Source organism: Blastococcus saxobsidens DD2, from assembly GCF_000284015.1.
Lineage (GTDB): Bacteria > Actinomycetota > Actinomycetes > Mycobacteriales > Geodermatophilaceae > Blastococcus > Blastococcus saxobsidens_A.
On sequence record NC_016943.1, the window covers coordinates 3,321,038 to 3,345,169 of the forward strand.

25 protein-coding genes and 1 pseudogene are annotated in these 24,132 nt (G+C 73.5%); 8 read left to right on the forward strand and 18 right to left on the reverse strand.

Annotation, left to right across the window (positions count from 1 at the left end; all coding sequences use genetic code 11):
- The first annotated feature begins 26 nt into the window (after positions 1-26).
- Complete coding sequence (locus BLASA_RS15780) at positions 27-965, forward strand: ABC transporter ATP-binding protein (protein WP_014377200.1); 939 nt, start codon at positions 27-29, stop codon at positions 963-965.
- Positions 962-1,747 carry a hypothetical protein gene (locus BLASA_RS15785; protein ID WP_014377201.1) on the forward strand — a complete coding sequence of 262 codons (786 nt, stop codon included), beginning with the start codon at positions 962-964 and terminating at the stop codon, positions 1,745-1,747. Before BLASA_RS15780 ends, BLASA_RS15785 begins: the two co-directional genes overlap by 4 nt.
- Positions 1,748-1,814: 67 nt before the next feature.
- On the opposite strand, the gene BLASA_RS25170 is transcribed toward BLASA_RS15785, so the two are convergent.
- The 3 genes from BLASA_RS25170 to BLASA_RS15800 all read right to left on the reverse strand — a co-directional run bounded on the left by BLASA_RS25170 (position 1,815) and on the right by BLASA_RS15800 (position 3,499).
- A complete protein-coding gene (locus BLASA_RS25170; RefSeq protein WP_014377202.1) occupies positions 1,815-1,964 on the reverse strand; it encodes a hypothetical protein in 150 nt (49 codons plus the stop codon).
- A 111-nt stretch (positions 1,965-2,075) separates the two neighbouring features.
- Positions 2,076-2,564 carry a hemerythrin domain-containing protein gene (locus BLASA_RS15795; protein ID WP_014377203.1) on the reverse strand — a complete coding sequence of 163 codons (489 nt, stop codon included), beginning with the start codon at positions 2,562-2,564 and terminating at the stop codon, positions 2,076-2,078.
- Positions 2,561-3,499: a Rieske 2Fe-2S domain-containing protein gene (locus BLASA_RS15800; RefSeq protein WP_014377204.1), complete on the reverse strand. Its 939-nt coding sequence runs from the start codon at positions 3,497-3,499 to the stop codon at positions 2,561-2,563. The genes BLASA_RS15795 and BLASA_RS15800 overlap by 4 nt, the downstream gene beginning before the upstream one ends.
- A 128-nt stretch (positions 3,500-3,627) precedes the next feature.
- Between BLASA_RS15800 and BLASA_RS15805 the strand changes: the two genes are divergently transcribed.
- The gene (locus tag BLASA_RS15805; protein ID WP_014377205.1) at positions 3,628-4,743 is read left to right on the forward strand and encodes a transglycosylase domain-containing protein; all 1,116 of its coding nucleotides are present in this window, start codon (positions 3,628-3,630) and stop codon (positions 4,741-4,743) included.
- 16 nt (positions 4,744-4,759) lie between these two features.
- Here BLASA_RS15805 and BLASA_RS15810 read toward each other — a convergent pair whose 3' ends face one another.
- Entirely contained in the window at positions 4,760-7,942 is a 3,183-nt protein-coding gene (locus BLASA_RS15810) for a carboxyl transferase domain-containing protein (RefSeq protein ID WP_014377206.1), read from the reverse strand.
- A 95-nt stretch (positions 7,943-8,037) separates the two neighbouring features.
- Between BLASA_RS15810 and BLASA_RS15815 the strand changes: the two genes are divergently transcribed.
- On the forward strand, positions 8,038-9,129 hold the full coding sequence (locus BLASA_RS15815) for a DUF5925 domain-containing protein (protein ID WP_014377207.1): 1,092 nt from the start codon (positions 8,038-8,040) through the stop codon (positions 9,127-9,129).
- A 55-nt stretch (positions 9,130-9,184) separates the two neighbouring features.
- Here BLASA_RS15815 and BLASA_RS15820 read toward each other — a convergent pair whose 3' ends face one another.
- Positions 9,185-9,883, reverse strand: a complete 699-nt coding sequence (locus BLASA_RS15820) for a hypothetical protein (RefSeq protein ID WP_014377208.1) — start codon at positions 9,881-9,883, stop codon at positions 9,185-9,187.
- 320 nt (positions 9,884-10,203) lie between these two features.
- Positions 10,204-11,409 carry an HNH endonuclease signature motif containing protein gene (locus BLASA_RS15825; protein WP_014377210.1) on the reverse strand — a complete coding sequence of 402 codons (1,206 nt, stop codon included), beginning with the start codon at positions 11,407-11,409 and terminating at the stop codon, positions 10,204-10,206.
- Positions 11,410-11,549: 140 nt separating this feature from the next.
- Here BLASA_RS15825 and BLASA_RS15830 point away from each other — a divergent pair, with 140 nt between their 5' ends.
- A complete protein-coding gene (locus BLASA_RS15830) occupies positions 11,550-12,449 on the forward strand; it encodes an SMP-30/gluconolactonase/LRE family protein (RefSeq protein WP_014377211.1) in 900 nt (299 codons plus the stop codon).
- A gap of 92 nt (positions 12,450-12,541) precedes the next feature.
- Here BLASA_RS15830 and BLASA_RS15835 read toward each other — a convergent pair whose 3' ends face one another.
- The 4 genes from BLASA_RS15835 to BLASA_RS25620 form a co-directional block, all read right to left on the reverse strand.
- A complete protein-coding gene (locus tag BLASA_RS15835; RefSeq protein ID WP_014377212.1) occupies positions 12,542-13,384 on the reverse strand; it encodes an ERCC4 domain-containing protein in 843 nt (280 codons plus the stop codon).
- 275 nt (positions 13,385-13,659) lie between these two features.
- Positions 13,660-14,055 (reverse strand): hypothetical protein, encoded by a 396-nt coding sequence (locus BLASA_RS15840; protein WP_014377213.1) that lies wholly within the window; start codon positions 14,053-14,055, stop codon positions 13,660-13,662.
- A gap of 26 nt (positions 14,056-14,081) precedes the next feature.
- A complete protein-coding gene (locus BLASA_RS15845) occupies positions 14,082-14,453 on the reverse strand; it encodes an NUDIX domain-containing protein (protein WP_331371099.1) in 372 nt (123 codons plus the stop codon).
- Between the two features lie 120 nt (positions 14,454-14,573).
- Positions 14,574-15,818, reverse strand: a complete 1,245-nt coding sequence (locus BLASA_RS25620) for a plasmid pRiA4b ORF-3 family protein (RefSeq protein ID WP_014377216.1) — start codon at positions 15,816-15,818, stop codon at positions 14,574-14,576.
- A gap of 63 nt (positions 15,819-15,881) precedes the next feature.
- On the opposite strand from BLASA_RS25620, the gene BLASA_RS15855 reads away from it, so the two are divergent.
- A complete protein-coding gene (locus BLASA_RS15855; protein WP_014377217.1) occupies positions 15,882-16,382 on the forward strand; it encodes a hypothetical protein in 501 nt (166 codons plus the stop codon).
- Between the two features lie 26 nt (positions 16,383-16,408).
- Here BLASA_RS15855 and BLASA_RS24605 read toward each other — a convergent pair whose 3' ends face one another.
- The 4 genes from BLASA_RS24605 to BLASA_RS15875 all read right to left on the reverse strand — a co-directional run bounded on the left by BLASA_RS24605 (position 16,409) and on the right by BLASA_RS15875 (position 20,111).
- Positions 16,409-17,329, reverse strand: coding sequence for a hypothetical protein (locus tag BLASA_RS24605; protein ID WP_014377218.1), 921 nt, complete (start codon positions 17,327-17,329; stop codon positions 16,409-16,411).
- Complete coding sequence (locus BLASA_RS15865) at positions 17,326-18,042, reverse strand: helix-turn-helix domain-containing protein (RefSeq protein ID WP_331371100.1); 717 nt, start codon at positions 18,040-18,042, stop codon at positions 17,326-17,328. Before BLASA_RS15865 ends, BLASA_RS24605 begins: the two co-directional genes overlap by 4 nt.
- Before the next feature lie 12 nt (positions 18,043-18,054).
- Positions 18,055-18,996, reverse strand: a complete 942-nt coding sequence (locus BLASA_RS23600; protein ID WP_014377220.1) for a DUF4253 domain-containing protein — start codon at positions 18,994-18,996, stop codon at positions 18,055-18,057.
- A gap of 239 nt (positions 18,997-19,235) precedes the next feature.
- Entirely contained in the window at positions 19,236-20,111 is an 876-nt protein-coding gene (locus BLASA_RS15875) for an NUDIX hydrolase (protein ID WP_014377221.1), read from the reverse strand.
- Between the two features lie 107 nt (positions 20,112-20,218).
- On the opposite strand from BLASA_RS15875, the gene BLASA_RS15880 reads away from it, so the two are divergent.
- The gene (locus BLASA_RS15880; RefSeq protein ID WP_166486804.1) at positions 20,219-21,127 is read left to right on the forward strand and encodes a phosphorothioated DNA-binding restriction endonuclease; all 909 of its coding nucleotides are present in this window, start codon (positions 20,219-20,221) and stop codon (positions 21,125-21,127) included.
- A 174-nt stretch (positions 21,128-21,301) separates the two neighbouring features.
- On the opposite strand, the gene BLASA_RS15885 is transcribed toward BLASA_RS15880, so the two are convergent.
- Positions 21,302-21,952, reverse strand: a complete 651-nt coding sequence (locus BLASA_RS15885; RefSeq protein ID WP_014377224.1) for a DUF4352 domain-containing protein — start codon at positions 21,950-21,952, stop codon at positions 21,302-21,304.
- A gap of 515 nt (positions 21,953-22,467) precedes the next feature.
- Here BLASA_RS15885 and BLASA_RS25625 point away from each other — a divergent pair.
- Positions 22,468-22,602: a zinc-binding dehydrogenase gene (locus BLASA_RS25625; protein ID WP_014377227.1), complete on the forward strand. Its 135-nt coding sequence runs from the start codon at positions 22,468-22,470 to the stop codon at positions 22,600-22,602.
- Between the two features lie 281 nt (positions 22,603-22,883).
- Here BLASA_RS25625 and BLASA_RS23605 read toward each other — a convergent pair whose 3' ends face one another.
- The 3 genes and pseudogenes from BLASA_RS23605 to BLASA_RS15895 all read right to left on the reverse strand — a co-directional run bounded on the left by BLASA_RS23605 (position 22,884) and on the right by BLASA_RS15895 (position 24,125).
- The gene (locus BLASA_RS23605) at positions 22,884-23,096 is read right to left on the reverse strand and encodes a hypothetical protein (RefSeq protein WP_051005042.1); all 213 of its coding nucleotides are present in this window, start codon (positions 23,094-23,096) and stop codon (positions 22,884-22,886) included.
- A 301-nt stretch (positions 23,097-23,397) separates the two neighbouring features.
- Positions 23,398-23,823, reverse strand: a pseudogene (locus BLASA_RS26595) (DUF6884 domain-containing protein); the annotation flags it as partial.
- Positions 23,808-24,125, reverse strand: a complete 318-nt coding sequence (locus tag BLASA_RS15895; RefSeq protein WP_014377229.1) for a hypothetical protein — start codon at positions 24,123-24,125, stop codon at positions 23,808-23,810. The pseudogene BLASA_RS26595 and the gene BLASA_RS15895, both read right to left, overlap by 16 nt.
- Positions 24,126-24,132: the final 7 nt, after the last annotated feature.

Here is a 24,132-nt window from a genome sequence, read left to right on the forward strand (position 1 = left end):
TCTCTCTCCCGTCATGGACCTCGACCATGATCGAAGTGCGCGGGCTGACCAAGCAGTACGGTGCCGTACGCGCCGTCGACGACCTGACCTTCGACGTCGAGCCGGGCACGGTGACCGGCTTTCTCGGGCCCAACGGCGCGGGCAAGTCCACCACGATGCGCATGATCCTCGGCCTCGACCGGCCCACCGCCGGATCCGTGCTGGTCGCCGGCCGCCCGTTCGCCGAGCTGGGCGAGCCGCTGCGAACGGCCGGCGCGCTGCTCGATGCGGGCGCCGTGCACCCCGGGCGCAGCGGCCGCGACCACCTGCGGGTCGCCGCCCGGACGCACGGCATCCCGCTGCGCCGGGTGGACGACGTGATCGACCAGGTGGGGCTCGGCCCCGCGGCACGGCGACGGGTGAAGGGTTACTCCCTGGGCATGCGCCAGCGGCTCGGCATCGCCACTGCGCTGCTCGGCGACCCCGCCGTCCTGCTCTTCGACGAGCCGATGAACGGCCTGGATCTCGACGGCGTGCGGTGGATCCGGCGCCTGGTGCGGGAGCTGGCCGACGAGGGTCGCACGGTGCTGCTGTCGAGCCACCTGATGAGCGAGATGGAGCAGACCGCCGACCACCTGGTGATCATCGGCCGCGGGCGGTTGATCGCGGACGCTTCGATGCAGGAGGTCATGAGCGGCGCCGCCGGGCAGCGACAGGTGCGGGTGCGGACGCCGGCCCCCGACGACCTCGCCGGCGCACTGCTGCGCCGCGGGCTCCGGGTGAAACCCACCGACCACGGTGAGCTGCTCGTCGACGGCACGACGGCGGAGACCGTCGGCGACGTCGCGCTGGAGGTGGGCGTGGCCGTGCACCGGTTGAGCGTGGAGCACTCGTCCCTCGAGGAGGTCTACCTGGACCTCACCGGGGACAGCGTGCAGTACCGGGTGGCGGGCACGCCTGAGCCGGCCGGGCTGGTGCAGCGATGACCGCGGTGGCGGTGCCGGTGCCGGAGCCCGGCACCGGAACGGTGTTCGTACGCGCCGCGGCGGCCGAGTGGCTGCGGCTGCGCACCGTGCGGACGACGTGGTGGTGCCTGCTGGCCGCCGCGGTCACGATCGTCGGCATCGGCGCCACCGCGGCGTTCGACATGTCGCAGGGATCGGACGGGTTCCTGGCCGGCGAGCCGGTGACGTTCGCCGGCGAGTTCGGCGTGCTGCCCGGTCAGTTCGCGCTGCTGGTTCTGGCGCTGCTGGCGGTCACGCAGGAGTACGCGAGCGGGGCGATCGGCCCGACGCTGCAGTGGACGCCGCGGCGCGGGGTGCTGCTGGCGGCGCGGGTCACCGTGCCGGTGGTCGTGGCCACGGTCGCCGGGGTGCTGCTCGCCGTGGCCGCGAACGTCGCCGCCTGGCTGATCGCCCCGGAGCTGACGCTGTCGCTCGCCGACGTGGCGGACAGCCTCGGGCGGATCGCCGCGGTGCTCCTCGCCGGGAGCCTGCTGGCCGTCGGCGTCGGCCTGCTGCTGCGCAGCACCGCCGGCGCGCTGGCGACGGTGTTCCTGCTGCAACTGGTCCTGCCGTTCATGCTGCCGGCCTTCGGCGTGGAGTGGATGCGCCACCTGGGCGAGCTGCTGCCGGGCTCGGGCGCGATCTGGACGCTGCTCGGCGAGCCGGACATGACCGCGGCCCAGGCGACCGCGCTGCTGGTGGGCTGGTCCGGGGTCGCGCTGACGGCCGGAGGGTGGTCGCTGCTGCGGCGGGACGCCGGATAGGGCCGGGCACGCGGCCGCGCCCCCTCACCCGGGACCGGGTGAGGGGGCGCTGCCGTGCCTGCTGCGTTCAGCGCATGCGGCCCTTGCCGCCGCCGCTGTTCTTCTTCTGGAAGTCCGAGATGAACTTCTTGATCTTCGCCTGGTTCTGCGGCTTCTTGGCCTCCTGGAAGACCTTCGCCGCGACACCGGACGCGATGAGCTTCCGCATCATTCCCATGTTCGCCTCCTCGTTGTCGGTTGCCGGGTCCGTGCCCAGCGCGGGGCCCAGCCAACCGCACCGTCCGTCGATCCGGCCCACCCGGTCAGCCCGGCGCCAGGTGGCGGACCGCTATGCCTTGGTCAGGCGCAGGGTCGCGCGCTTGAGCCGGATCATCAGCCGCATCCCACCGGACGCGGTCAGTTCGCGCTGCCGCGCCCGCAGCTGCTCGCCGAGCTCGTCCAGCCGCTCCTCCCCCAGTGCGTGCGACTGGGGGAACATCCGCTGCTCCTCCTCCATCGTGTGGTGGCGCACCGTCTGCTCGAGCATGCGGACCTCGGTGCGGAACTCGGGGTCGGTGACGTCCATGCGCATGACCGTGGCGACCTGGTCGTCGATCTGCCGGTGCTCGGCGTGGGCGAGGGCCAGCAGCGGGGAGACGTCCGGCACGGCGGGGTAGAACAGCTCATCCTCGATCTGGGCGTGGATCTCGATCTCCCGCAGGAACCGGTCCCGGAGTTCCTCCCGCCGATCGGCCTGCGCCTCGGTGGTCTCCACCAAATCGCGGAGCAGCCCGCGCAGCACGTCGTGGTGCGCGATCAGCACCTCGTCGGCCTTCACCGGGATGCCTCCTCGACCGTGGTGATCGCTGTGGGGCTGCGCCAGCGGGCCCGTCGCCGCACCTCGACCGCGCCGTCGCGGATGCGCGTGTCGTAGCACGGCAGCGGCGCCGTGGCCGGCCCCTGCGCCGGCTCCCCGGTCTCGAGGTCGAAGCGCGAGCCGTGCCAGGGGCAGACCAGCTCCTGCCGGTGCAGCCAGCCCTCCCCCAGCGGCCCGCCCTGGTGGGGGCAGCTGCCGCCGACCGCGCGCACCCCGCCGTCGGTCGCGACCAGCACGACCGGCACGCCGTCGGCGCTCACGGCGACCGGCGTCCCCTCGGTCAGCTCGGACTCCTCGATCACCGGCACGAAGCGGCGCGGTTCGTTGCTCCGGTCGGCGTGGTCGGTGCCGAGCCGGTAGCGGTAGGCGAGGACGCCGCCGAGGTAGGCGCTGGTCAGAGTGAGGGCGTAGCCGGCGGCGGCGCTGGCGCGGGCGCGGGCTGCGCGGCCACGGGCGCGGTCGGTGAGCGACCAGGTGTAGAGCCCCAGGGCGGTGCTGTTCAGGGCGCCGTGCACGAGCCCGACCCGCCGGCCCTCGTCGTGGGCGTACTGCCAGTCGGTCAACCCGGTGGCGGCCGACGCCACCGCTCCGCCGACGCCGAGCTGCACGACGGTGCGGGCGGCGTGGCCGGCGCCCGGACCACCGCGGCCGGTGGCGTCGAGGCCGTCGAGCACCAGGGCGGCGCTCCAGGCGCCGATCGGCACGGTGACCAGGGCCGGGTGCAGCGGGTGGCCGAGCCAGACCCCGTGCAGGACGTCCTGCAGTCGCCGGGCCTGCCTCCCGGCGAGGAGGAAGGTCAGCGAGAGCGCGTGCTCGACCTGGTAGCCGGGCGCGTCGAGCAGTTGCCATCGTTCGACGGCCTGGACGGCCCGTTCCAGCACGGCGCGCACGGTCACCGGCCCGCTCCTCGTCGACCCATCCAGGGCCCGTGCCCAGCGCACGCACGTCGAAACGACGTCAGCGGCGACCGCGGGACGCCGCCGTACGATGACGTCTCGACGCCGACCACGGGAGCACCCGCCTCATGGCCTCCTTCGAGCCGGATCCCCGCACGACCCGCCGGCTGCGCCGCCGGCCCGCCGACACCCGGCCGCAGCAGCAGCCGTACGACGAGCCGCCCCGACGTCCCCGGTTCGACCGGCCGCCACCCGCCGGGAACGACTGGTACGCCACCCCGCCGGACGTGGACGACCGGCCCCGTCCCCCGTGGCCCCCGGCGGCGCCCGGACGCTCCTTCCCGCCGGCCCCGCCCCAGCGTCCGGCCGCGCCGGCCCGACCGGAACGGCTCCGCCGCGACCGGCGCGGGCGGTTCGACCGCATCGGGAGGAGGCCCCGCCGTCGCCTGCCCCGCCGCGTCATCCGGGTGCTGGCCGCGGTCGCCGTCGTCCAGGCGCTGGTGGTGCTCTCGCTGCGCTGGGTGGACCCGCCGACGACGGCCTTCATGCTGGCCAATCCTGGCGACGTCGTCCAGGAGTCGGTGCCGGTCGAGCACGTCTCCCGCAACTTCCTGGCCGCGGTTCTCGCGCACGAGGATGCCGCGCTCCCCTACCGCTCCGGCGCCTTCGAGTGGGATGCGTTGTGGAGCCGCGCGCAGGCCCACCTGTCCGGTGACGAGGACCCCTCCGGCTCGACGATCCCGCAGCAGATGGCCAAGAACCTGTTCCTCAACCAGGAGCTCAGCGCCTGGCGCAAGGCGGTCGAGGCCGGGCTGGCCGTCGAGCTCGCCGCCCTCGTGGACGACCGACGGATGCTCGAGCTCTACGTCAACTACGCCCAGTTCGGCCCGACGATCTACGGGGTCTGCGCGGCCGGCTGGTACTACTTCGACTCCCCGCCGCAGGAGCTGTCCGCCGCGCAGGCCGTGCAACTGGTCGGCCTGCTCCCCTCCCCCGGGCACGTCCGCCGCGCGCCCGGCGGCGGCCTGGACTTCCAGGTGGACGACGGCCTCGGCTGGCTGTCCCGCTCGCACGTGCTCAACGCCCAGGCCCGGGTGCCCCGCCACCTCGACCGGCTCGGGTTCCAGCCGGTCGAGGACGCCGGCATCGAGGGGCTCGCGTCCGACCAGCCGGAGTCGGACGGCCACTGCACCAGCCGCCCGGAGGAGGTCGCCGAGCTGATCGCGGCGGAGGGCACCGCCTGACGTCCGGGCCGTTGGGTCACCAGGTGTCGACGTGCGGTCGCACCCGCCCCGCCGGCCGGGGCGTGGCGGCGACCTCGCGGGTGAGCGTGGCGATCCAGCGGCGGGTGTCGGCGGGGTCGATGACGTCGTCGATCTCCCAGTGGGCGGCGACGTTGAGCCCGCGGCCGTTCTCGTAGGCGGCGGCGACCGCGGCGTCGTAGAAGGCGGCGCGCTCGGCGTCGTCCTCGATCGCCGCCAGCTCCCGGCGCATCCCCAGCCGGACCGCACCCTCCAGACCCATGGGGCCGAACTCGCTGGTCGGCCATCCGACGGTGAACCGCGGCACCTTCAGGCTGCCGCCGGCCATGGCCTGGGCGCCGAGGCCGTAGGCCTTCCGCACCACGACGGTCCCGATCGGCACCGACAGGTTCGCGCCGATGACGAACAGCCGGGAGAAGTGCCGGACGGTGGCGGTCTTCTCCGACTCCGGGCCGACCATGAAGCCGGGGGTGTCGCAGAGCGAGACGACCGGCAGCCCGTGCGCGTCGCACAGCTGCAGGAAGCGGGCGGCCTTGTCGGCGGCGTCGGCGTCGATGGCCCCGCCGAGGTGGGTGGGCACGTTGGCGAGCACGCCGACCGGTGCTCCTTCGACCCGGGCCAGGGCGGTGATCATGCCGTGCCCCCAGCCGTCGCGGAGCTCGAGCACCGAGTCCTCGTCGGCCAGTGCCCGCAGCACCGCCCGCATGTCGTAGACCCGCTTGCGGTTCTCCGGCACCAGGTGGCGCAGCGCCCGCTGGTCGGGCGCGGTCCAGTCCTGCACCGGCCCCTGGAAGTAGGAGAGGTACTGCCGGGCCGCGGCGACGGCGGCGGCGTCGTCGGCGACCCGGATGTCGACCACCCCGTTGGCGTGCTGGACGTCGATCGGGCCGATGTCGTCGGGGTCCACGACGCCCAGCCCGCCGCCCTCGATCATCGCCGGGCCGCCCATGCCGATGGTGGCGTCCTCGGTGGCGATGACGACGTCGCAGGTGCCGAGCAGCGCGGCGTTGCCGGCGAAGCAGCGGCCGCTGGCGATGCCGACGGTGGGCACGAGACCCGACAGCTTCCCGAACAGGGTGAACGCCATGGTGTCCAGCGCGGAGACGTGCGTGGAGTCGACGTCGCCGGGCCGTCCTCCCCCACCCTCGGCGAACAGGACGACGGGCAGCCGCCGCTGCTCGGCGAGCTCGAACAGCCGGTCCTTCTTCAGGTGGCCGCGCATCCCCTGGGTGCCGGCGAGCACGGTGTAGTCGTAGGAGACGACGACCGCCGCGCTCCGCTCCCGCCCGACCAGGTCGCCGTTGACGTCCGCGAGCCCGCCCACCACCCCGTCGGCCGGGGTGCGCTCCTGCAGTTCTTCCTTGCTCCGGCGACGTTCCTGGGCAGCGAAGACGAGCGGCCCGTACTCCAGGAAGCTGCCCTCGTCGACGAGGTCGGCCAGAATCTCCCGCGCGGTCCGCCGGCCCTGCGCGTGCCGCCTGGCGACGGCCTCGGCGCGGTGCTCGTCCAGCCCCGTCTCGTGCCGGCGGCGCACCTCCGCCAGGTCCGGACGGTCGGCATCGAGGTCGAGCTCCCGCGCCGCCTCCTGCTCCCCGGGCTGGAAGTGCTCGACGTCGGCGAGCAGCTGGCCCTGCCGGACGGTGTCGCCGACCCGCACCGCGACGCTGCGCACGGTGCCGCCGGACGGGAGCGCGACGACGTGCTCCATCTTCATCGCCTCGAGGACGACCACCGCTCCCCCGGGCTCGACGGCGCTCCCGGGCCCGGCCTCGACGGCGACGACGGTGCCCGGCACGGGGGCGCGCAGCCCCTCGCCCTGCTCGACCTCGACGGTGTCCCCGGCCAGGTCGGCGAGGTGGTCGTCGACGAACGTGGTGGTCGCGCCCGCGACGTGGGGGTGGGTCAGCAGCGCGCGGAGGAAGGCGGTGTTGGTGGCGACGCCGTCGACGCGGGTCTCGGCCAGCGCACGGTCGAGGTGGCGCAGCGCGTCGGCGAGGCTCCCGTGCCGCTCGTGCACGACCACCTTGGCCAGCAGCGGGTCGAAGCGCGGGCTCTGCTCGGTGCCGGGGCGGGCAGCGGTGTCGACCCGCACGCCCGGACCGCCGGGGAGCACGAGCCCGGTGATCGTCCCGGCGGAGGGGACGACGGCGCCGTCGGCGCTGAGCGTCTCCGCGTTCACCCGCGCCTGCACCGCCCAGCCGACCGGCCGGGGCGCGCCGTCGGCGAGGCCGAGGATGGGAAGCGTGGCGCCGGTGGCGACCCGGAGCTGCAGCCGGACCAGGTCCAGGCCCAGGGTCTCCTCGGTGACGGTGTGCTCCACCTGCAGCCGCGGGTTGCACTCGAGGAACACGTAGGACCCGGGCCGGACCAGGAACTCCACCGTGGCGAGGCCGCGCAGACCGACCTGGGCAGCCAGTGCCGCCGCGGACCGGTGCAGCTGCTTCCGGACGTCGTCGGGGAGGTCGGGCGCCGGGGCGATCTCGACGACCTTCTGCCGCCGGCGCTGCAGCGAGCAGTCGCGGTCGCCGAGGACGACGACGTGCTCGTGCGCGTCCCCGAGCACCTGGACCTCGATGTGCCGGGCGCTCTCGACCAGCTCCTCGGCCAGCAGTGCCCCGGTGCCGAAGGCGACGCGGGCCTCGTCGGACACCTCGGCCACGGCAGCCGCCACGTCGTCGCCCCGGCGGAGGATGCGGGTGGCCCGGCCGCCGCCGCCGAACCGGGCCTTGAGCATGACGGCGCCGGTGCGCTCGAGGAGGCCGGCGACGGTTGCCGGGTCGCCGTCGCCACCCCGCGGCACGGGGACACCGGCGGCGACGGCGGCGTCCCGGGCCGCTGCCTTGTCGCCCAGGACGGCGAGGGTGTCCTGCCGCGGGCCGACCACGGTCAGCTCGGCGTCCGCGCAGGCCTCCGGCAGGTCCGTGGTCTCGGAGAGGAAGCCGTAGCCGGGGTGGACGAGGTCGCAGCCGGTGGCGAGCGCCGCCCGCACGACGTCGGCGGCATCGAGGTAGGCGGCCGGACCGCTGCCGGCGAGCACGTAGGCCTCGTCGGCGGCGGCGAGGTGCGGCGCGTCCGGCTCGTCGGCGGCGGTGACGGCGACCGAGGTGATGCCCTCGGCGGCCGCGGCCCGGGCGATGCGGACGGCGATCTCACCGCGGTTGGCGATCAGCAGGCGAGGCACCCGGCGATGCTCGCACGGCCCGCAGGCACTCGCGTCCCCGTTCCGACGTACCTGCGGGTTACCGTCCGGCGCACCCCTCGAACGCCTGGAGTCCCGTGACCGACGACCCCGCGCTCCCTCCTCCGCACCGCTTCCTGCAGCCCGGTCTGTGGCTCGACCGCTTCGACCTCGCCGGCGGCATGCTGCTGCAGGCCCAGTGGGACGGCGGCATGCCCTACCAGCGGACCGGCGAGGTGACCGGTGCCGCCGGTGATCCGCTCGACCTGCTGCCCGAGGAAGCGGTCGTCCGTCTCGACCGCAAGGACGGGAGCAGCCGCGCCGTCGTGGTGGCGCTCCCGGGCCTGCTGGCGAAGGTGGAGGTGCAGCACCGGATGACGACGGTCGAGGTGGTGGGTGCGAACGTGTCCGCCGTCGAGGAGCTGGTGGCGCACGTCGTCGCGGGGGCGGAGCTGGTGGCGACGGCACCCGAGGGTGAGGTGCAGATGGCCTTCTGGTCCTACGCGCAGGGAGGCGGCTCGGAGTCCTCCCGCCACGTCACCGCACCGGCGTGGGCCGACGCCGCGGCGAACTACGCGGGGCGGACGAGGCAGTCGCTGGTCCCGCTCATGGCGGCACGGGACATGTCCGGCCGGGTCGGGCGGCTGGTGCTCTGGCACGGGGAGCCCGGTACGGGCAAGACCACGGCGGTGCGTGCGCTCAGCCGCGAGTGGGCGGACTGGTGCCGGCCGCACTACGTGATGGACCCGGAGCGGCTGTTCGCCGAGCCGCAGTACCTGCTGCAGGTGGCCGGGATCGACGAGGACGAGGACGACGACGGGCGCTGGCGCCTGGTCGTCGCCGAGGACTGCGACGACTACCTGCGGTCCGACGCCAAGGCACGTGCCGGCGCATCGCTCGGCCGGCTGCTCAACCTGTGCGACGGCATCCTCGGGCACGGCCTCCAGGTGCTGGTGCTGCTCACGACGAACGAGGACGTCGGCCGGTTGCACCCGGCTGTCACCCGGCCGGGCCGCTGCCTGAGCCAGGTGGAGTTCGAGCGCCTCTCGCCGGCCGAGGCGCAGGCGTGGCTGGGCGGGTCGACCGATGCCCCCGAGCGGCCGATGACGCTGGCGGAGCTGTACGCGATCCGCGAGGAGCGCACGCACCCGGCGCACGCCTTCGCGCAGGAGGTCGGTGGCTACCTGTGACCCACGACGTCCGTCGCAGGCGATCCGGTCCCGGCGGCGGTGAGACCGCCCGCCGTCACCTGCTCGGCGTGAGGTCGTCGGTGAGCACCCAGGCCGGTGGCGCGGCGAGCGTACTAATCCAGCTCGTGACGAGGGCTTCACGCTGCGGGTGGCGGCGGATGAGGGCGCGCCGGTAGACGGCGGCAAGCCGGTCGGCGTACTCGACGAGGCGGAGCACGCGGGAGCGGGCGACATCGGCCCGGTTCTGCCGGCGGACCTCCAGCTGCGCCTCCTCGGCGAGGGTGGCGTCGAGCCGGAGCTGGGCCTCGAGCTGCTCGCTCTTGGCCGCCTCGACGGTCCGCCGGTGCTCGGTGGCGCGCCGCTGGCGGACCAGCTCGGCGGGGACGTCCCCCTCCCCCTGCTTGCGGCGGTTCAGCTCCTGTTCGGTCGGCCGGACGGCGGCGCGGATGGCCTGCTCGGTACGGACGGCCAGGTCGCGCTGCAGGGCGGTGAGCTGGCTATCGATCTCGGCCAGGCGCACGTCGATGGCCCGGATGTCGGCGTAGTACCGGGTGCGCTCGTGCTCGCAGGCGTCGTCCCGGCGGGCGACGAGGTCGCGCAGCACCGTGGTCGTGTCGGCGTTCAGGCCGATGGGCAGGCCCGCGCGCCGGTCGCTGCGGGCGCTCCACACGAGCCGCCAGCGGACGGGCCAGTAGACGGGCAGCGAGCGGTACGACGGGTCGAACCGTTCGTCCTTCGACGTCCGTGCAGCCACAGCGTGTCCCCCCCGTGGCGGGCCGCACCCCCGCCGGTCTTCCGTGGGGTGCAGACGCAACGGCTCACGCCGCGTCGCAGATCCCCCCGTGGAACGCCACCGTCGTGCGACTGATCGAAGCCTGCCTGGGCGGAACTCCGGTGACGGTGAGCGACCAAAGGCTAGGAGCGCGCACCGTCCATGCGGGCCGTTGGTTACGGAAAGTGCTGATATCCCCCTCGGAGGGGTGAGAAACGGGCTCGCCCCGTCACCCATACGCGCGACGGCCGCTCACCCGCTCGTGACCACCCGCTGGACCCCGCGACCGGGTACGGCACGGCTCAGGAGGCGAGCGCTGTGCCGATCAGGATCTCGGTGCCGTCGGGCCGATAGGTGTGCCATCGGCCCTGGCTATCTCGCTCGATCCGGAACCCGTGATGGACGTTGGTGTGGTGCCGTTCGCACAGCAGGGCGCCGTTCTCCAGCGACGTCTCACCGCCGAAGAGCCAGTGGATCAGGTGGTGCACCTCGCACCAGTACTTCGGCGCACCGCAGCCGGCGAAGACGCAGGTGTCGTCGCGGAGCTCGACGGCCCGGCGGAGGTGCGGCGGATAGACCCGCTTGGTGCGTCCCATGTCCAGCGGGAGGCCGTCGCCGTCGACCAGGACCGGGACAACACTGCCGTCGCAGGCCAGCTGGCGGACCTTGGCGGCCGACAGCAGGCTCCCGAACGCGGTGGTGGCGCTGGCCGGGCCGGGAGCCGGGTCGAACAGGTCGGTGGAGGTGATGGTGACGACGACGGTCGGCTTGACCGTGCGCAGGAACGGCAGGTGGCCGGAGGCGAGCTGGTTGTCGGCGAGCTGGACCAGCGCGTCGGCGAGCTGCTGGGCGCGGGTGCGCAGGTCACCCTTCGGACGGTCGGCCTGGACGACCGCCTCCAGCGCCGCCTGCAGCTTCTCCCCGCCGACGGCGTCGAGCTGGCCGCGAATGACCACCGTGCCGTCCGAGAATGTCGAGAGGGTCAGCCCCCGCTCCTCGGTGGGATCCGGCTCGGGCCCGTCGGGGTCGAGCCGGGCGAGGTAGTGCTGCACCACCCGGCCCAGCTGCCGGATGTCGCGGGAGGCGGCGACCGCGGTGAACACCTCATCCAGATCCGCGAGGTCGACACCCAGCGCGAGCGCCGCCGTCCGCCGGTCCTCCTTCACGACCGGCGCGACGACGGCGACCTGCTCGGCCGTCACGGCACCCTCGGCGAAGGCGGCGGCGAGTGCCGGCAGGTGGTCCAGCGCCCGGCCGTTGCGGACGAGCTGACCGGCGGCCGCAGCACTCAACCGGCCGCGACCGCGCAGCCACGACTGCATCGACCTCATGCCGTCGTCCTCGGGCGCCTGCTGCAGTTCCGCGGCCCGGACCCGGCGGGCGAGCTGCGCGTCGATGCGGTTGCGCGCCTCGAGCAGCTCGGTGATCTCGTCCAGCTGCTGGCGCGGCGGCAGACTCCGGACGTCGTCCGCGGCCAGGGCGTCGAGGGCCGACTGCAGCTCGCTCACGACACCTCCTCGCCGCTCGAACTGATGTACGAATGCTACTCCTGGCCAGTGACAGGCCGCGACACGAATCCACAGGTCAGGAGGCCGTCCACGGTTGCTCCGGTCGTGTTGACCGCCGGGACGTCGTAGCGTCCGGAGGCATGGCAGAGCGAGCGTTCCGGACGGTGCTGGAGGGCGGTTCGTACTTCGAGGGGCCGCGGTGGCACGGCGGCGCCTGGTGGGCGTCGGACTTCTACCGCCACACGGTCAGCCGGGTGGCACCCGAGGGCGGCGAGACCGTCGTCGTCGAGGTGGAGAACCAGCCGTCCGGGCTGGGCTGGCTGCCCGGCGGCTCGCTGCTGGTCGTGTCGATGAAGGACCACCGGCTGCTGCGCGTGACCGACGGCCGGGTGTCGACGCACGCCGACCTCTCCGACGTCTGCGGCGGGCACCTCAACGACATGGTGGTCGACGCGTCCGGCCGGGCGTTCGTCGGCGACTTCGGCTTCGACCTCATGGGCGGCGGTGCGCCGGCGTCCGCGTCGGTGAAGCGGGTCGACCCCGACGGCACCGTGACCGTGGTGGCCGAGGACCTGCGGTTCCCGAACGGCTCGGTGATCACCCCGGACGGCGGAACGCTGATCGTCGGCGAGACCTGGGGCAACCGGTTCACCGCCTTCGACATCGCCGCGGACGGCTCGCTGTCGGGCCGGCGGGTGTGGGCGTCGTTCGGGGCGGAGCCGGTGGGGAACTCGGTCGAGGAGCTCATCGGGCAGGTCGTGGTCGCACCCGACGGCTGCACGATGGACGCCGAGGGCCACGTCTGGCTCGCCGACGGGCTGAACTCCCGCGTCCTCCGGGTCGCAGCCGGTGGCGCGATCGCCGAGGAGATCCCGGCCCCGGACGGGATGGGGGTCTTCGCCTGCGCGCTCGGTGGGGACGACGGCCGCCAGCTGCTGATGTGCTGCGCCCCGGACTTCTACGAGCACACCCGCGCACCGGTGCGCGAGGCGGTGCTGGTGACGACGGAGGTCGCCGTCCCGCACGCCGGCTTCCCCTGACCGGCCGGTGCCAAGCGGTGAACCGCGGCAGCCGCTCAGCACGGCGCCCCGCTGAGCTCGGGCCGCAGCGTCGCGGCCATGGCGGCCTGGAGCTACCCCTGTAGTTGGCGGAGGACGTCGGCCGGGATGCGCCCGCGGTCGCTGACCTCGATGCCCTGCGCTCGAGCCCAGGCCCGGATCTGGGCCGACGTCCGTGGCGCCTCCGGCACCGGGTTACCGGGTGTGAAGGAGTCCTCCAGGTCCGCGGTCGACCGTGCCGCCCCGAGCTCGGCGAGACAGGCGCCGAGCCAGCGGTAGACCCATTCCTGCGCCAGCGGCCTGGTTTCGCAGAAGACGATCGGCACCGAGGGAAAGCGTGCTTGAGCCTCGGCCAACGCCTCGGCGACGCGGGCGCCCGGGGTGTGCGGGAGCTTGAACAGCCGGCTGTAGCGGTCCTCGACCACCACGGCGGCGCGGGGCAGCGCCGTGAGGTCAGCGAGGGCATAGGTCAGCTTCCCGGACAGCAGGCTGCCGGCGAGGTCCTCCAGGGTCTTGCGCTCGACGGCGGCGACGACGGCGCCGTCGCGTTCGACGGCGTAGTCGCCGGCGGCCAGCCGCCGCCGCCGGGTGGTGGCCTGCTGGGCACCGAACGCGTAGGGGTACTTCTCACCGCTGTCGACCAGGATGTCGAGCACCTGCCCGTGTGCGCGGGCGGTGGGCAGGTGCACCCCGGGCCGGGCCTGCTTCGTCGTCCGGGGCGACTGCCAAAAGATCATCTCGCGGCCGCGGGCCCTGGTGACGACCAGTTGTGAGCGGTTCTCCCGGGCCCGCGCCAGCACCAGGTCGATCGCGGGACCGCGGCGCGAGCACGACCGGACCGCGTGCCGCTCGACGATCTCGGCGTCCGCCGGCCACTCGTCCGCCCGGTGGCAGTAGACCTTGCTCGCCCGGGCCACGGCTCCTTCGCCTTCACCACGACCCCGGCCGGACCGAGCGGGATGCGCACCAGATAGGGCAGCGCCGACCCGGGGTCGGGATTGCGTGCCACCAGCAGGTCGTCGACCACGAGCTCAGCCTGGCACGGCGCACCGGCCTGGCGGGACGCCACCCGGGAGGGACGACGGCAGGATCCGGCCGTGGCACGACCTACCCAGGGGCCACCGGACTCACCGGGCGGTCGCCGACCCCGCGCTGCAGGGTGAGGTCGGCGACCGCATGGCGAGGTCGGCGATCACCGCCCGGTCGCGTCCACCGTGGCCGGGTCGACCAATGGCCCGCCGCCGTGCACCCCGTACGCGAGCCGGGCCCGCTCCCGGGCGACGACCGGGCCCTCGTCGCCGATCTGCCGGCAGCCGGGCGAGCACTCGCCCGTGGCGGCGGAGACGACGAAGCAGGTGACGTTCGGCCAGCCGGCGTCGGTGCAGAACTCGCCGATGTCGGCCAGCACCCGGCCCGCCGCGAGCGGCGCCAGCCCCGGCTGCAACTGTTCCGCGAACTCCTTGTAGGTCACCGGCCGGACACCCGTCCGGGCGAGCTCCTGCAGGATGTGCAGCCCGGCCACCATGCGACGCGTGCGCCCCTGCGACCATGGCCGCTCGTCGAGGTAGCGGGCGAGGACGGGATGCATCTGCAGCTCCTCTCGGGGTGGCCGGCTCAACCGGCGAGGTGGGTGGCCAGCCGATCGAGGAAGGGCACCTGGCCCGGAACGATCTTCGTGCGGGCGGTGGGAAGGTCGAACCAGGCGGCGCGGTCGATCTCGGGGAACGCCTGCAGGCGTCCCGAGCGCGGCGGCCACTCCAGCTCGAAGGTGTTGCTGCGGACGGCGGTGACGTCGAGGTCGCCCTCCCCTGCCCAGACGGCGAGCACCTTGCGACCCTTCAGCTCGCCGAGCGGGTGCAGGTCCGCCGCGGGGACCGGCAGGCCGAGCTCCTCGGCGAACTCGCGGCGGGCGGCGGCTTCGGCGTCCTCACCCGGGTCGTGCTCCCCTTGGCGATCGACCAGGCGCCGTCGTCCTTCGTCGCCCAGAACGGGCCGCCCATGTGCCCGAGGAGCACCTCGACCCGGCCGCCGGGACGGCGGAACAGCAGGACGCCGGAGCTGTGGACGGGTGGCATGCGGCTCAGGGTGGCAGCGGCGCGTGCCACGTCAGCGCGTCCTCCGGCGCTGTCGCATCCGCTGACTGGTCCCGGCGGCGTCGAAGGCCTTGGGGTCGAACGGGCCACCGAGCCAGCCGGTGAGGTCGGGGTGCTCGGGATGACCCGGGTCGGCGAGGACCTCCCGGAGGCGGGCGTAACCGGGCGGCCCGCCGCAGTCCTCGGGCGGGCAGGCGTGGGCGCCGTCCAGGCAGGTCGGCGCCTCAGCCGCCCGATGGCTCTCGACGCGGACGTCGTGCTCCCAGCCGTCGCCGAGGTCGTAGTCGTAGCGGAAGACGGTGCCGTCCGGGAGGGAGCCGACGCGCACCGCCCCAGGGTCGCCCAGGTCGTCCATGTCCTCGACGTCGCCGTACTGCACGCCGTCGAGCTCGACCATCCACAGGTGCGCGTCGCGCCAGCCCATGGCGGCCTGCAGCAGACCGTGCAGGTCCCGCAGCGTCACCTGTTCAGGGACGACGCATCGGCGCCAGATCGGCGGCTCGACGTTTCGGAGGGTGACGGTCAGCTCCACCGCCGGCACCCGCCTGCCGGCCACGGGCGGCTGGTCGTGCAGCAGCGCGGCGCGCGCCAGCGCGACCGCCGACGGGGTCGGCGGCTCGTCGCGATATCGCTTGCCGAGCAGGCCGAGCCGTTCGAAGACGGTCCAGGTCGTGTCGCGCACCGCCAGGAACGCGGTGTGTCGATCGAGCGGCCGGCCGGTCCCGCCGGAGACCCAGCCGAGCACGGTCATGCCGGCGGCCACCGCGTCCTCGGGATGCGCGCGCCCGGCGGCGACGCCCAGCAGCCAGAGCAACCCCGCGGTGCGGTCGCTGCCGTTGCGCCCGGTGGGCAGCTGGGCGGCGATGTGCTGCCAGAGGCCGGCCGGGTCGTCGACGAGCCGCCGGCCCACGGTCGTCGGTCGCAGCTCGTTGCGGTACACCCGGACGAGCCCGAGCCGGCGGGCGCTCTCGCGCAGTTCGGCAACGGGGACGGTCAGGCTCTCCCGGTTGCCGGCTCCGAGCCAGTCGGCGTCCCAGCCGAGGGCGTGCATCGTCTCGGCGACCAGCGCCGGCGGCAGGTGGCCCGCGCCGGTGAGCGTCACACCGTCGCCGATCCGGGCGAGGAACCAGCGGTACGGCTCGACGACGTCGGGCTCCGGCGCGGGCGGGGCCGCGTGCAGGTCGGCGTCGTGGACCGCCTGGCGAAGCTCGGCATGGCGAGAGATCGCCCGGAGCAGGTCGACGACGTCGGGTCCCATGCCCCGGCAGCCTGCCAGGGTGGGACATCCGAACGACGGCGGACCGGCGGAGGAGGCTTGGTGATGGGACGGCGACGGAAGCCCGGGAAGTACCCGTACGACTACACCGACGGCGACGACCGGCGGTTCGCCGACAGCGGGGTCGGCGGGACACTGCGCGTCCTGCACGGCCCCGGCCGCGGGATGGGAGTTCCCGAGGGCGTGGTGTGCCAGGTCGAGGTGCGGGCCACGGACGGCGACGTGCTCGATGTGTCGGAGGCCGGGAAGTTCGGCAAGGAGCACCGCCTGCACGCCACCGCGCCCGGCGACCGGGTGGAGGTCACCGTGGCCGCCCGCTATGCGGGCGACGACGCCGCCGTCCCGATGCTGAACGAGCTCTCCGCGACGCAGGAGGTCGTCCTCACCGGCGATCTCGACGACGTCGTCCGGTTCGGCGTCGGCCCGGCGTGGGAGGAGGTGCTGGCCATCGACACCGGCGACCTTCGCCCCGACGCCGCGCCGACCGCCTGCCGGTGGGGCGCCGGAGCCCGGATCCGTGGGGCCCGGCCGACCGGGCAGGAGTAGCCGGCGCTGTGGGGACGACTCAGGGCTCAGCGGACTTCTGCGACCCTGCCCTGCTGGGGGCTGGGCATCGCACGCCGCTGCTGGAACCCCGGGTCGAACCGCTGGGTGACCTCCAGCTCGCCCGTCTCGGGAGCGGCGTGCCGCCCGATCCGGGGCATCGTGAACTCAGCGGTCTCGTCGAGCAGGTGCTTACTCACAACCCGTCCTTCCGTGGATTGCTCCCAGCGTAAGGACGTCGGCAGGCCTCTCCCAGCACTTCCGGGGAAACCCCAGGTCGCGTGTTGCCGGCGGGAGAACTGTGACGCCGGGGGTAGCTGCCGGCCCCGGATCCGGCGGTGCGGGCGGCGCGGGACAGCGACTGCCCGGCATCGAGCTGGATCACGGCTTCTCCTGAGGGGCGGCGGCCACTGGACCCTGATCGCGGTCGTGTCGTCCGCTCTCCACCGCCCCGGCGCCTGCGCTGCCAGCCCATGAACGACCCTCAACCCAGCAACAGCCGCCAGCGCCCGCTGCAGGGCCTGGGTGCCGCCCTCGATGCGGATCGTGTCCCCACCGACCGTGCGCAGCCGCCGCCGCGGGGGCGTGTGATCTTGATCCGGGGCCAGGACGTCGGCGCCGGCCTGGTCCCTGGCCCGGACGAAGCGGTAGACCTTGCCGGCGGCGTCCGGCTGCGGTTCGAGGTCCAGATCTCGCACCGCGCGCACACAGCGCACCAGGCCGGCCTCGTCTGTGAGCAGGTCGGCGAGGACGTCGACGTCCTGGCTGGCCCGCGTGGCCACCCGACCGGCGAGCAGCCCGTGCAGGATGACCATCTGGCCGCCGACGAGCACCCAGCCGGTCGGCGGCAGCTGCCCGGCGAGGTCGAGGACGAGGTCCCAGAGGGTGTCCAACGGGCCGGCCAGCGCCGGCAGCTCGACCCGCAACTCCGCTGCCCCGGCGCCGGTCACCGGGTGAGGTCGCCCAGCGCGGCGGCGAGCAGGTCCAGGCCAGCTCGCCGGGTGCGCACGTCGGGCGACTCGGCGAGGTCGACGGCGACGACCGCGGCCGGCATGTGGGCGCGGCCGGTCAGCCCCAGCCGCTCGTACCGAGGCACGCGCACGACCAGGTTGGCGTTCCCCCGCTCGGACAGGCCCAGCTCGCGGCGCAGCGCGTCCAGCGTGCCTGCGGTGCAGTACACCTCGGCCGCGGCCTCGGCAGCGACGACGTCGGCGCCGACGGCAGCCGCCGCGGTCAGGCCGGAGGGGACGGCGTCGGCGGTGGCGAGGAGCCGGTCCCGGTAGGCGGGCAGCACCCGCAGTTCGTGGCGATCGGCGCGATCGCGAGAGGCGGCGACCAGCCGCTCGGCGTCGTAGCCCCGCAGCCGGGTCAGCAGCCGGGAGCGGTCAGCGGGCAGCAACCAGTCGACGTCCTCCCCGGAGAGCTGCCACAGCGCGGCCCACACCGTCCGCGGGGCCAGGGCGCGCCCTGCCGTGATCGGTAGACGCGCCCGACCCTCCACGGCATCCTCGTCGAGCACGAGCGTTCGACCGACCCTGCGGGCCGCCAGTTGTCCGGCACGGATCAGCCGGCGGACCTGCTCCGGTTCGACGCCGAGACGCTCGGCGGCCTGGGGGCCCCCCGCAGACCGGCCGCTGGACTCGGTGCCGGCCCGGCCGGCAATCGACGCCCCGGTTCAGTCCCACCACAGCTTCCAGACCGGGCGGTCCACGAGGAGCCGGGCCAGGCCCTCGACCGTGCCGCCCGATGCGTAGCCGAAGCCGTCCACCGGGCCGTCCTCCGACAGCACATCAGGGCACAGCGCTGCCAGCTCCGCAGCGATCGGCAGCGCCTCCGACTCGTCCGCCGGCGGGTACGGCACCAGCAGGGTGAGCGTGGCGAACCCGAGTCCCGCGAGAACGATCCCGAACCGCTCCTCCCAGCTACGGAGGACGGCGGAGACCTGGGCCGCAGTTCTGCTGTTGATCGCCCCGTGCCAGCCGATCGAGGCGATCGCGTCGGAGGGACGACGACACGGCACCAGGCCGATCCGCCCCCATCTCCCCAGGTCGATCGCGCTCCCCGGCACCGAAGCGGGAGGATCTGCACGACGCAGCGACGCCGACAGCCCGGGAAACTCCGCGCCGAACGGGCGCAGGTGCTCGACGTACGGATCGGTCCCGATGGGAACCAGGCTGTCCGCCCACCCCTCGGCCAGCACCGCCTCCGGGTGCAGCGCATCCACATGCGCCTGGGGAACCGGCTCGAGCTCTCCGGAGCCCCAGGGGCGGTCGGGGGCGTAACCACCGAGCGGCGTCAGCACCAGGGGCCACAAGCCCGTCTCGGCGAAGAGGTCGACCAGTCGCCGCCAGGTGGCCGCCTCGTCGGGGCCTCCACGGTCGGTCAGCCAGAGCGCCGGCGCGGGCACGGGTCCCGCCTCGGGGGCGAGGTCCCGCGCGACGACAGGGCGGCCGGCACCGAGGTCGACGTCGCCCAGCCGTAGCCGACCGGCTGCGGGGAGCTCGGGACGCAGCGATGACGGGACGCCGACGTCCGCGAGCGATGGGACGGAAATCCGCGTGTCGGACATCGCCATGTCGAGCAACCAAGGGCGGAGGTACCGCTGAGATCGGGACATGCCCAGACCCTGGCGCAGCGTCTGCCGGAGCGAGAGCCCTCGGAGAGATCTGTGGACACGACCGTCGGATCCACAGACCCCCAGGACCGGCGCCGCTCCGCGCTGGACGGAGCCAGCCGGGTGAAGGCCTGGCTCGGTGCCTCGCCGCCGTCCTGGACGATCCCGGGGGGACGCCGACAGTCGGCTCGTCCCGCGGACGGCTGTCCCGGCCAAGCTGGACCGGCACGTCGGTCGTCGGATCAGGTGTCGCCGCCCGGGTCGGCGTCGGACGCCGCGAACGGCTCGACCAGCTCAGCCAGAGGGGCCGGGCCGTCGTCCCCGTCGTACAGGTAGTCCAGCCGGCCGTCGATGAGCACCGGGCGGCCCAGGATCGGCCGGATGCGGCGTGACCCCGCCATCGCGGAGGCCACGTCCGGATGGGCGGTGAGGTCGCGCAGGGTGGACGCGGTGGCGTTCATCATGGTCAGCGACGCGTCGCGGAACCCTCGGTACGCCTCGGTGACCGGCAGCCAGGTCACCCGGTCGGCCTCGCCGCCGACGTCCCGGGTGCGCTGACCGGACGGGAGTGCGGCGAGGAAGAACCGGGTGTCGAACCGGCGGGTCTGCCACTCGGGCGTGACCCAGTGCGCCCAGGGGCGGAGCAGGTCGGCGCGCAGCAGGAGAGACCGTCGCTCCAGGAAGTCGCTGAGGGCCAGCGTGCCCTCGATGAGCGCCAGCCGGTCGCGCTCCCAGTCCTCCCCCGTCGTGTCGGTGACCAGCGTCCCGTCCTGGTGTGCGGCGAGCAGGACGCCGGACTCCTCGAACGTCTCGCGGACGGCCGCGGAGACGAGCGCGACCGCCAGCACGGCGTCGCAGGAGAAGGCCTCGGCCCACTCGGCGGGCGGTGGGCCGGCCCAGTGCTCGGCGGCCTCGCGGTCGCGGGGGTCGACCGAGCCGCCCGGGTAGACGTGCATCCCGGCGGCGAAGGCCATCGTGGGACGGCGCCGGAGCAGGTAGACGTCGAGGCCGGCCGCACCGTCGCGGAGGAGGACCACGCTGGCAGCGTCCCGGGGCTCGACGACGTCGGTCTCCCCGCGCAGGTAACGCTCGACGAGCTCGGTCCGATCGGCAGGCATGGCCCTCATGCTCGCACCGTCGCTCGGCGGACGAGCCTGGCGCCGAGCGGATCGGCGTATCCGTGCGCCACTTGCAGCCGGCGTGCGGCAGGGTGGCGGACGTGTCACTGAACGATCCTTCCGCACGACAGCTCCTCGACCAGCTGGCGTCGCTACGTCAGCACCAGCAGGACGGCCGGCGATCACCGCACAAGCCGCTGCTGGTGTTGCTCGCGCTGGGCCGGCTGGCCGCCAACGGGACGAGCACCCTGCCCTGGTCCGAGGCGGAGGAGCAGCTGGCCGACCTGCTGGAGGACTTCGGACCGACCTCGCGAACCGGCCGCGCGCAGAGCGCGGCGTACCCGTTCACCCGGCTGCGCGCCGACAAGGTGTGGACCTTCGACCAGGACGTCCCGATGGACACGGTCGGCCCCCTCCGGCAGGGGGTGACCGGTCGGCTGGAGGCGTCGCTCGAGGCGGCGCTGAAGGACCGGCCGGAACTGCTCGATGAGGCGGCGCGGAGCCTCGTCGAGAGCCACTTCCCCGCCACCATCGGCCCGGACGTGCTCGTCGCCGTCGGCCTCGATCCCGACCTGCTCGACCGCCGTGGGATCGCGGTCGACGCCGGCACGCAGGAGCAGCGGCAGCGCAGCCGGATATGGCCGGCGGCCGTGATCGAGGCGTGGGACCGGCAGTGCGCCTTCTGCGGCTTCGACGGGGCGGCGGGCGGTGCCGTCGTCGGCATCGAGGCGGCGCACATCCGCTGGTTCAAGCTTGGCGGCCCGGACGAGCTGGATAACGGGCTGGCCCTCTGCTCGCTGCACCACAAGCTGTTCGACCGAGGCATGCTCGGGCTGGACGAGGACTTGGCGGTCGTTGTGTCGCAACGGTTCTCGGCGCGGACGGCGAACGGGCGCGCCATCTATGACCTGCACGGGAACCGGCTACGACCACGCCGTGGCACCGCCCTGCCCGCGGCCCGGCACGTGGTGTGGCACCGGGAGCAAGTCTTCCAAGGTGTGGCACTGATCGGGTGATGCAGGTGCCGCGCAGGAATCGCGTCCCAGGTGCGCTCGCCCGCCCAGCCGTCAGCAACGCCCTCGGCGCACCGTGCGAGTTCGGGACGCCCCGGATCCAAGGACCGCAAGGCACCCAACGTGCTCGGGCTCCCCACCGTGACCGGCGGGGAGCCCGAGTTCAGCTGGGTTAGCTCACTGCAGGTCGACGGTCACTCCACCGGAGAACGCCGAGTCGTGCAGCTCGATGGCGGTCGGCGTGGTGCCGGCCGGGACATCGAAGATAACCTTGCTGCTCAACGTGTTACCCGGGTTGATCTCCTCGTAGAGGGACGATGAGTCTTCGAGGTAGATGGCGGCCTCGCTGTCAGCCGAGAACTGCTGCCCCTCCGCGTTGAACAGCTTGGCGTTGTCACCGAAGAAGGACTGCGCCTCGTTCCCGATGTTGGTAATGGTGACGTCGACGATGCAGAACTGACCCTGCGCGGTCGTGTTCGCGTACTGGCTACCGATCTCCGTAGCGCTGCAGTCCACCCCGTTCACGACGAAGTTGAACTTGCCGTCCGCAGCCGGCTCGCCGATGCCGGGGTTCCCCGAGTCTGCTTCGACTGGCACTTCGGCAACGTCGCCGACCGCCGGGGCGGCGGCGTCGGTGCCGGTGTCGGCTCCCGAAGCTCCAGCCGTGTCTGCTTCGTCTCCACCACCGAGGCTGCCTGCGATGGCGAACACGACGATGACTGCCAGGATGATGAACCAGAGCCGCTTGTAGGTCGGCTTCTTGGCCTGCTGCTGAGGCTGCTGCTGGGGCTGCTGCGGCAGCTGTTCCGGCGCCGGTGCGTACGTCATTTTGTCCCCCGTTGTTCGGAAGTGGTCTTGTTCCGAAACCTAGGCGAGGAGATACCGACCGTGGCGGCGCGCAGTAGCCGAACACAACGCCGACTTCTGTCAGGTGACGACAACCCGCGCTGCACCCGGCTCATGGGTCACAGTAGGAACGGAGCCAACGGTCTGCTCGCAGCCGCCACCGTCGATCGGTCGCCGTGTTCCTGAGACGGCGGCATAGCCAAGTGCCGCATCGACGGCCTTCCCATCGGCTTCCCGATCGCGTCGATCACTACTCGGGAAAAGTCGGCACGAGCACGTGGCCGGTGGGACGATGCCGCACCATGCACTGCCGCCGTTCAGCAGGTTATCGGTGCCGCCGCGCCGCCCCCTGGAGATCGCCGAAAGTCGGGGACGCTAGACGGCGGTGGAAGGACTGTCGGGATCGGTAGGGGCTGCCGTCCACCGGCTCCTTCTCGACCCCCGATGGGGCCTCGGTGCGGACGCCTTACTAGGGCACACGGTCGGAGCTGATAGAGGTGCTCGACCTGGCACGCGCGGGGGCCATCCACGTGGAGGCCGAGCGGTACGGCCTCGACCAGGCGCCGGACGCCTACCGGAAGCTGCACGAGGGCACGGTCCGCGGTCGCGCCGTCGTCGTCCCCGGGGACTGAGTTCTCATTCGCACGGCATTGGCCGGCTGTCCGCGCACGAGGCGCGGAGGGCTGACTCGTTCGACGTGCACTCCGATGGCGGTCGGCTCGGTGGCACACGTCAGCCTGCCAGGCTCCAGCGCCCGCTCGTCTACCTTCGCGCGGCTTGCTCTCGAGTCGGTCAGTCGACCGACCGCTCAGATGACCAGGCGATGTGAACGGCGGGATTCAGCGGTCCCTGACGGACGACCGAAGGGCGCTCAATGTTGTGCGCAACGGTGTTCGCGGGACGTCGCGCAGGTTCAACGGCGCACCGCTGAGCTGCAACAGGAGAGCCCCCCGGCCGTCACCTGCTCCGGCGGTAGCGCCAGCGCGGCCACCCGCAGGTGCGTGTGCATCCACGTCGTGAGGTCTGATTCCGCGATCGGCTGCTCGCGGAGCCGGGATAGGCAGGCGGCCAGCGTCAGGCGGAAGGTCGAGAACTCGCGGTTGCCGCCCAGGTGCCTCGTGGCCACCCGGCCCCAGAGGGTGTTGGTCGAGCTGACGCCGTTGGCGTCGGATGCCGCCTACCCGTCCGGCGTAGACGAGCCCCGGCGCGACGCGGTGCCCAAGTCCGGCGGACAGGTCATCGGCACCCTGTGTGTCGGCCCACCAGGTGTAGAGCCCGGGCCGGTCGGATGCCGACCGCCCGGCAGCGAGGAACTCGCTCGGGGGTACCGCGCTGCGCTGGTCCAGCAGATGAGCCACATCCGGAACTTCGATAGCGTCACCCACCGGCTCGTCAGCGCCGCCTGTCGAGCCGCCGTACCACGCCAGCCGCCGACCCAGTCCCAGTCCGGCAAGGGGCTGGGTGAGCGTGGCACCAGCTTCCGTGAGCGGACGGACGAGCGGCTCGCAGTAGGCGCTCCCCGCATGTGCCTCCACGGTCAGACCGTGGAAGACGTGCCGTTCGCCGAGCTGTGCCACGACCCAGTCCGCCCAGGCGCCGCGGTACCGGGCCGACTGCTTCGGCAGGTAGACGTCGTAGGGCGCGATCAGCTCGTCGGCGTGGAGTAGGCCGAACTTGGCGCTGAGCACGTACCAGGGCTTCGCGGATCGGACGGCGAGGTCGCGCGCCTTCCGGAACGCGGCACCGGTGAAGAGCTCAGCCGCGCGGGCCGGGCCGGCTGCCTTCGACCCGGAGCAGCCGACCAGGACGATGTCCGCGTCGTCGGGAGCGGTGGCCGTTACGCCGACGTCCACCTGGCCGCCGGTTCGCTCGGTAGGCAGACGAGCCGCCGTCCGCCCTGGTCCGGCTGGCTGCCGGCCTCAACCCCACGGACTGGTGCGGAAGCCGAGGCGCTCGAGAAGCCCGAGTCCCGGTGGGACGTGAAATCGGCCCGGTCCAGGCCGGTGGCGAGCGCAAGGACCTGCTTCGGAAGCCAGCGGACACCGTCGATGTCGATCCAGCGCTCGCGGACCGGCTCTGGGTCCACGTCGCGCAGCACCGACGGGACCGTCGCCGCGTCGAGCGAGTGGGTGACGCCGTCGAGGATGAACTCCACGTCATCC

Coding starts and splice junctions, on each gene's coding strand:
- BLASA_RS15780 (WP_014377200.1), top strand. CDS start 27: ATGATCGAAGTGCGCGGGCTGACCAAGCAGTACGGTGCCGTACGCGCC.
- BLASA_RS15785 (WP_014377201.1), top strand. CDS start 962: ATGACCGCGGTGGCGGTGCCGGTGCCGGAGCCCGGCACCGGAACGGTG.
- BLASA_RS25170 (WP_014377202.1), bottom strand. CDS start 1,964: ATGGGAATGATGCGGAAGCTCATCGCGTCCGGTGTCGCGGCGAAGGTC.
- BLASA_RS15805 (WP_014377205.1), top strand. CDS start 3,628: ATGGCCTCCTTCGAGCCGGATCCCCGCACGACCCGCCGGCTGCGCCGC.
- BLASA_RS15830 (WP_014377211.1), top strand. CDS start 11,550: ATGGCAGAGCGAGCGTTCCGGACGGTGCTGGAGGGCGGTTCGTACTTC.
- BLASA_RS15840 (WP_014377213.1), bottom strand. CDS start 14,055: ATGCATCCCGTCCTCGCCCGCTACCTCGACGAGCGGCCATGGTCGCAG.
- BLASA_RS25620 (WP_014377216.1), bottom strand. CDS start 15,818: ATGGGACCCGACGTCGTCGACCTGCTCCGGGCGATCTCTCGCCATGCC.
- BLASA_RS15855 (WP_014377217.1), top strand. CDS start 15,882: ATGGGACGGCGACGGAAGCCCGGGAAGTACCCGTACGACTACACCGAC.
- BLASA_RS23600 (WP_014377220.1), bottom strand. CDS start 18,996: ATGTCCCGATCTCAGCGGTACCTCCGCCCTTGGTTGCTCGACATGGCG.
- BLASA_RS15875 (WP_014377221.1), bottom strand. CDS start 20,111: ATGCCTGCCGATCGGACCGAGCTCGTCGAGCGTTACCTGCGCGGGGAG.
- BLASA_RS15885 (WP_014377224.1), bottom strand. CDS start 21,952: ATGACGTACGCACCGGCGCCGGAACAGCTGCCGCAGCAGCCCCAGCAG.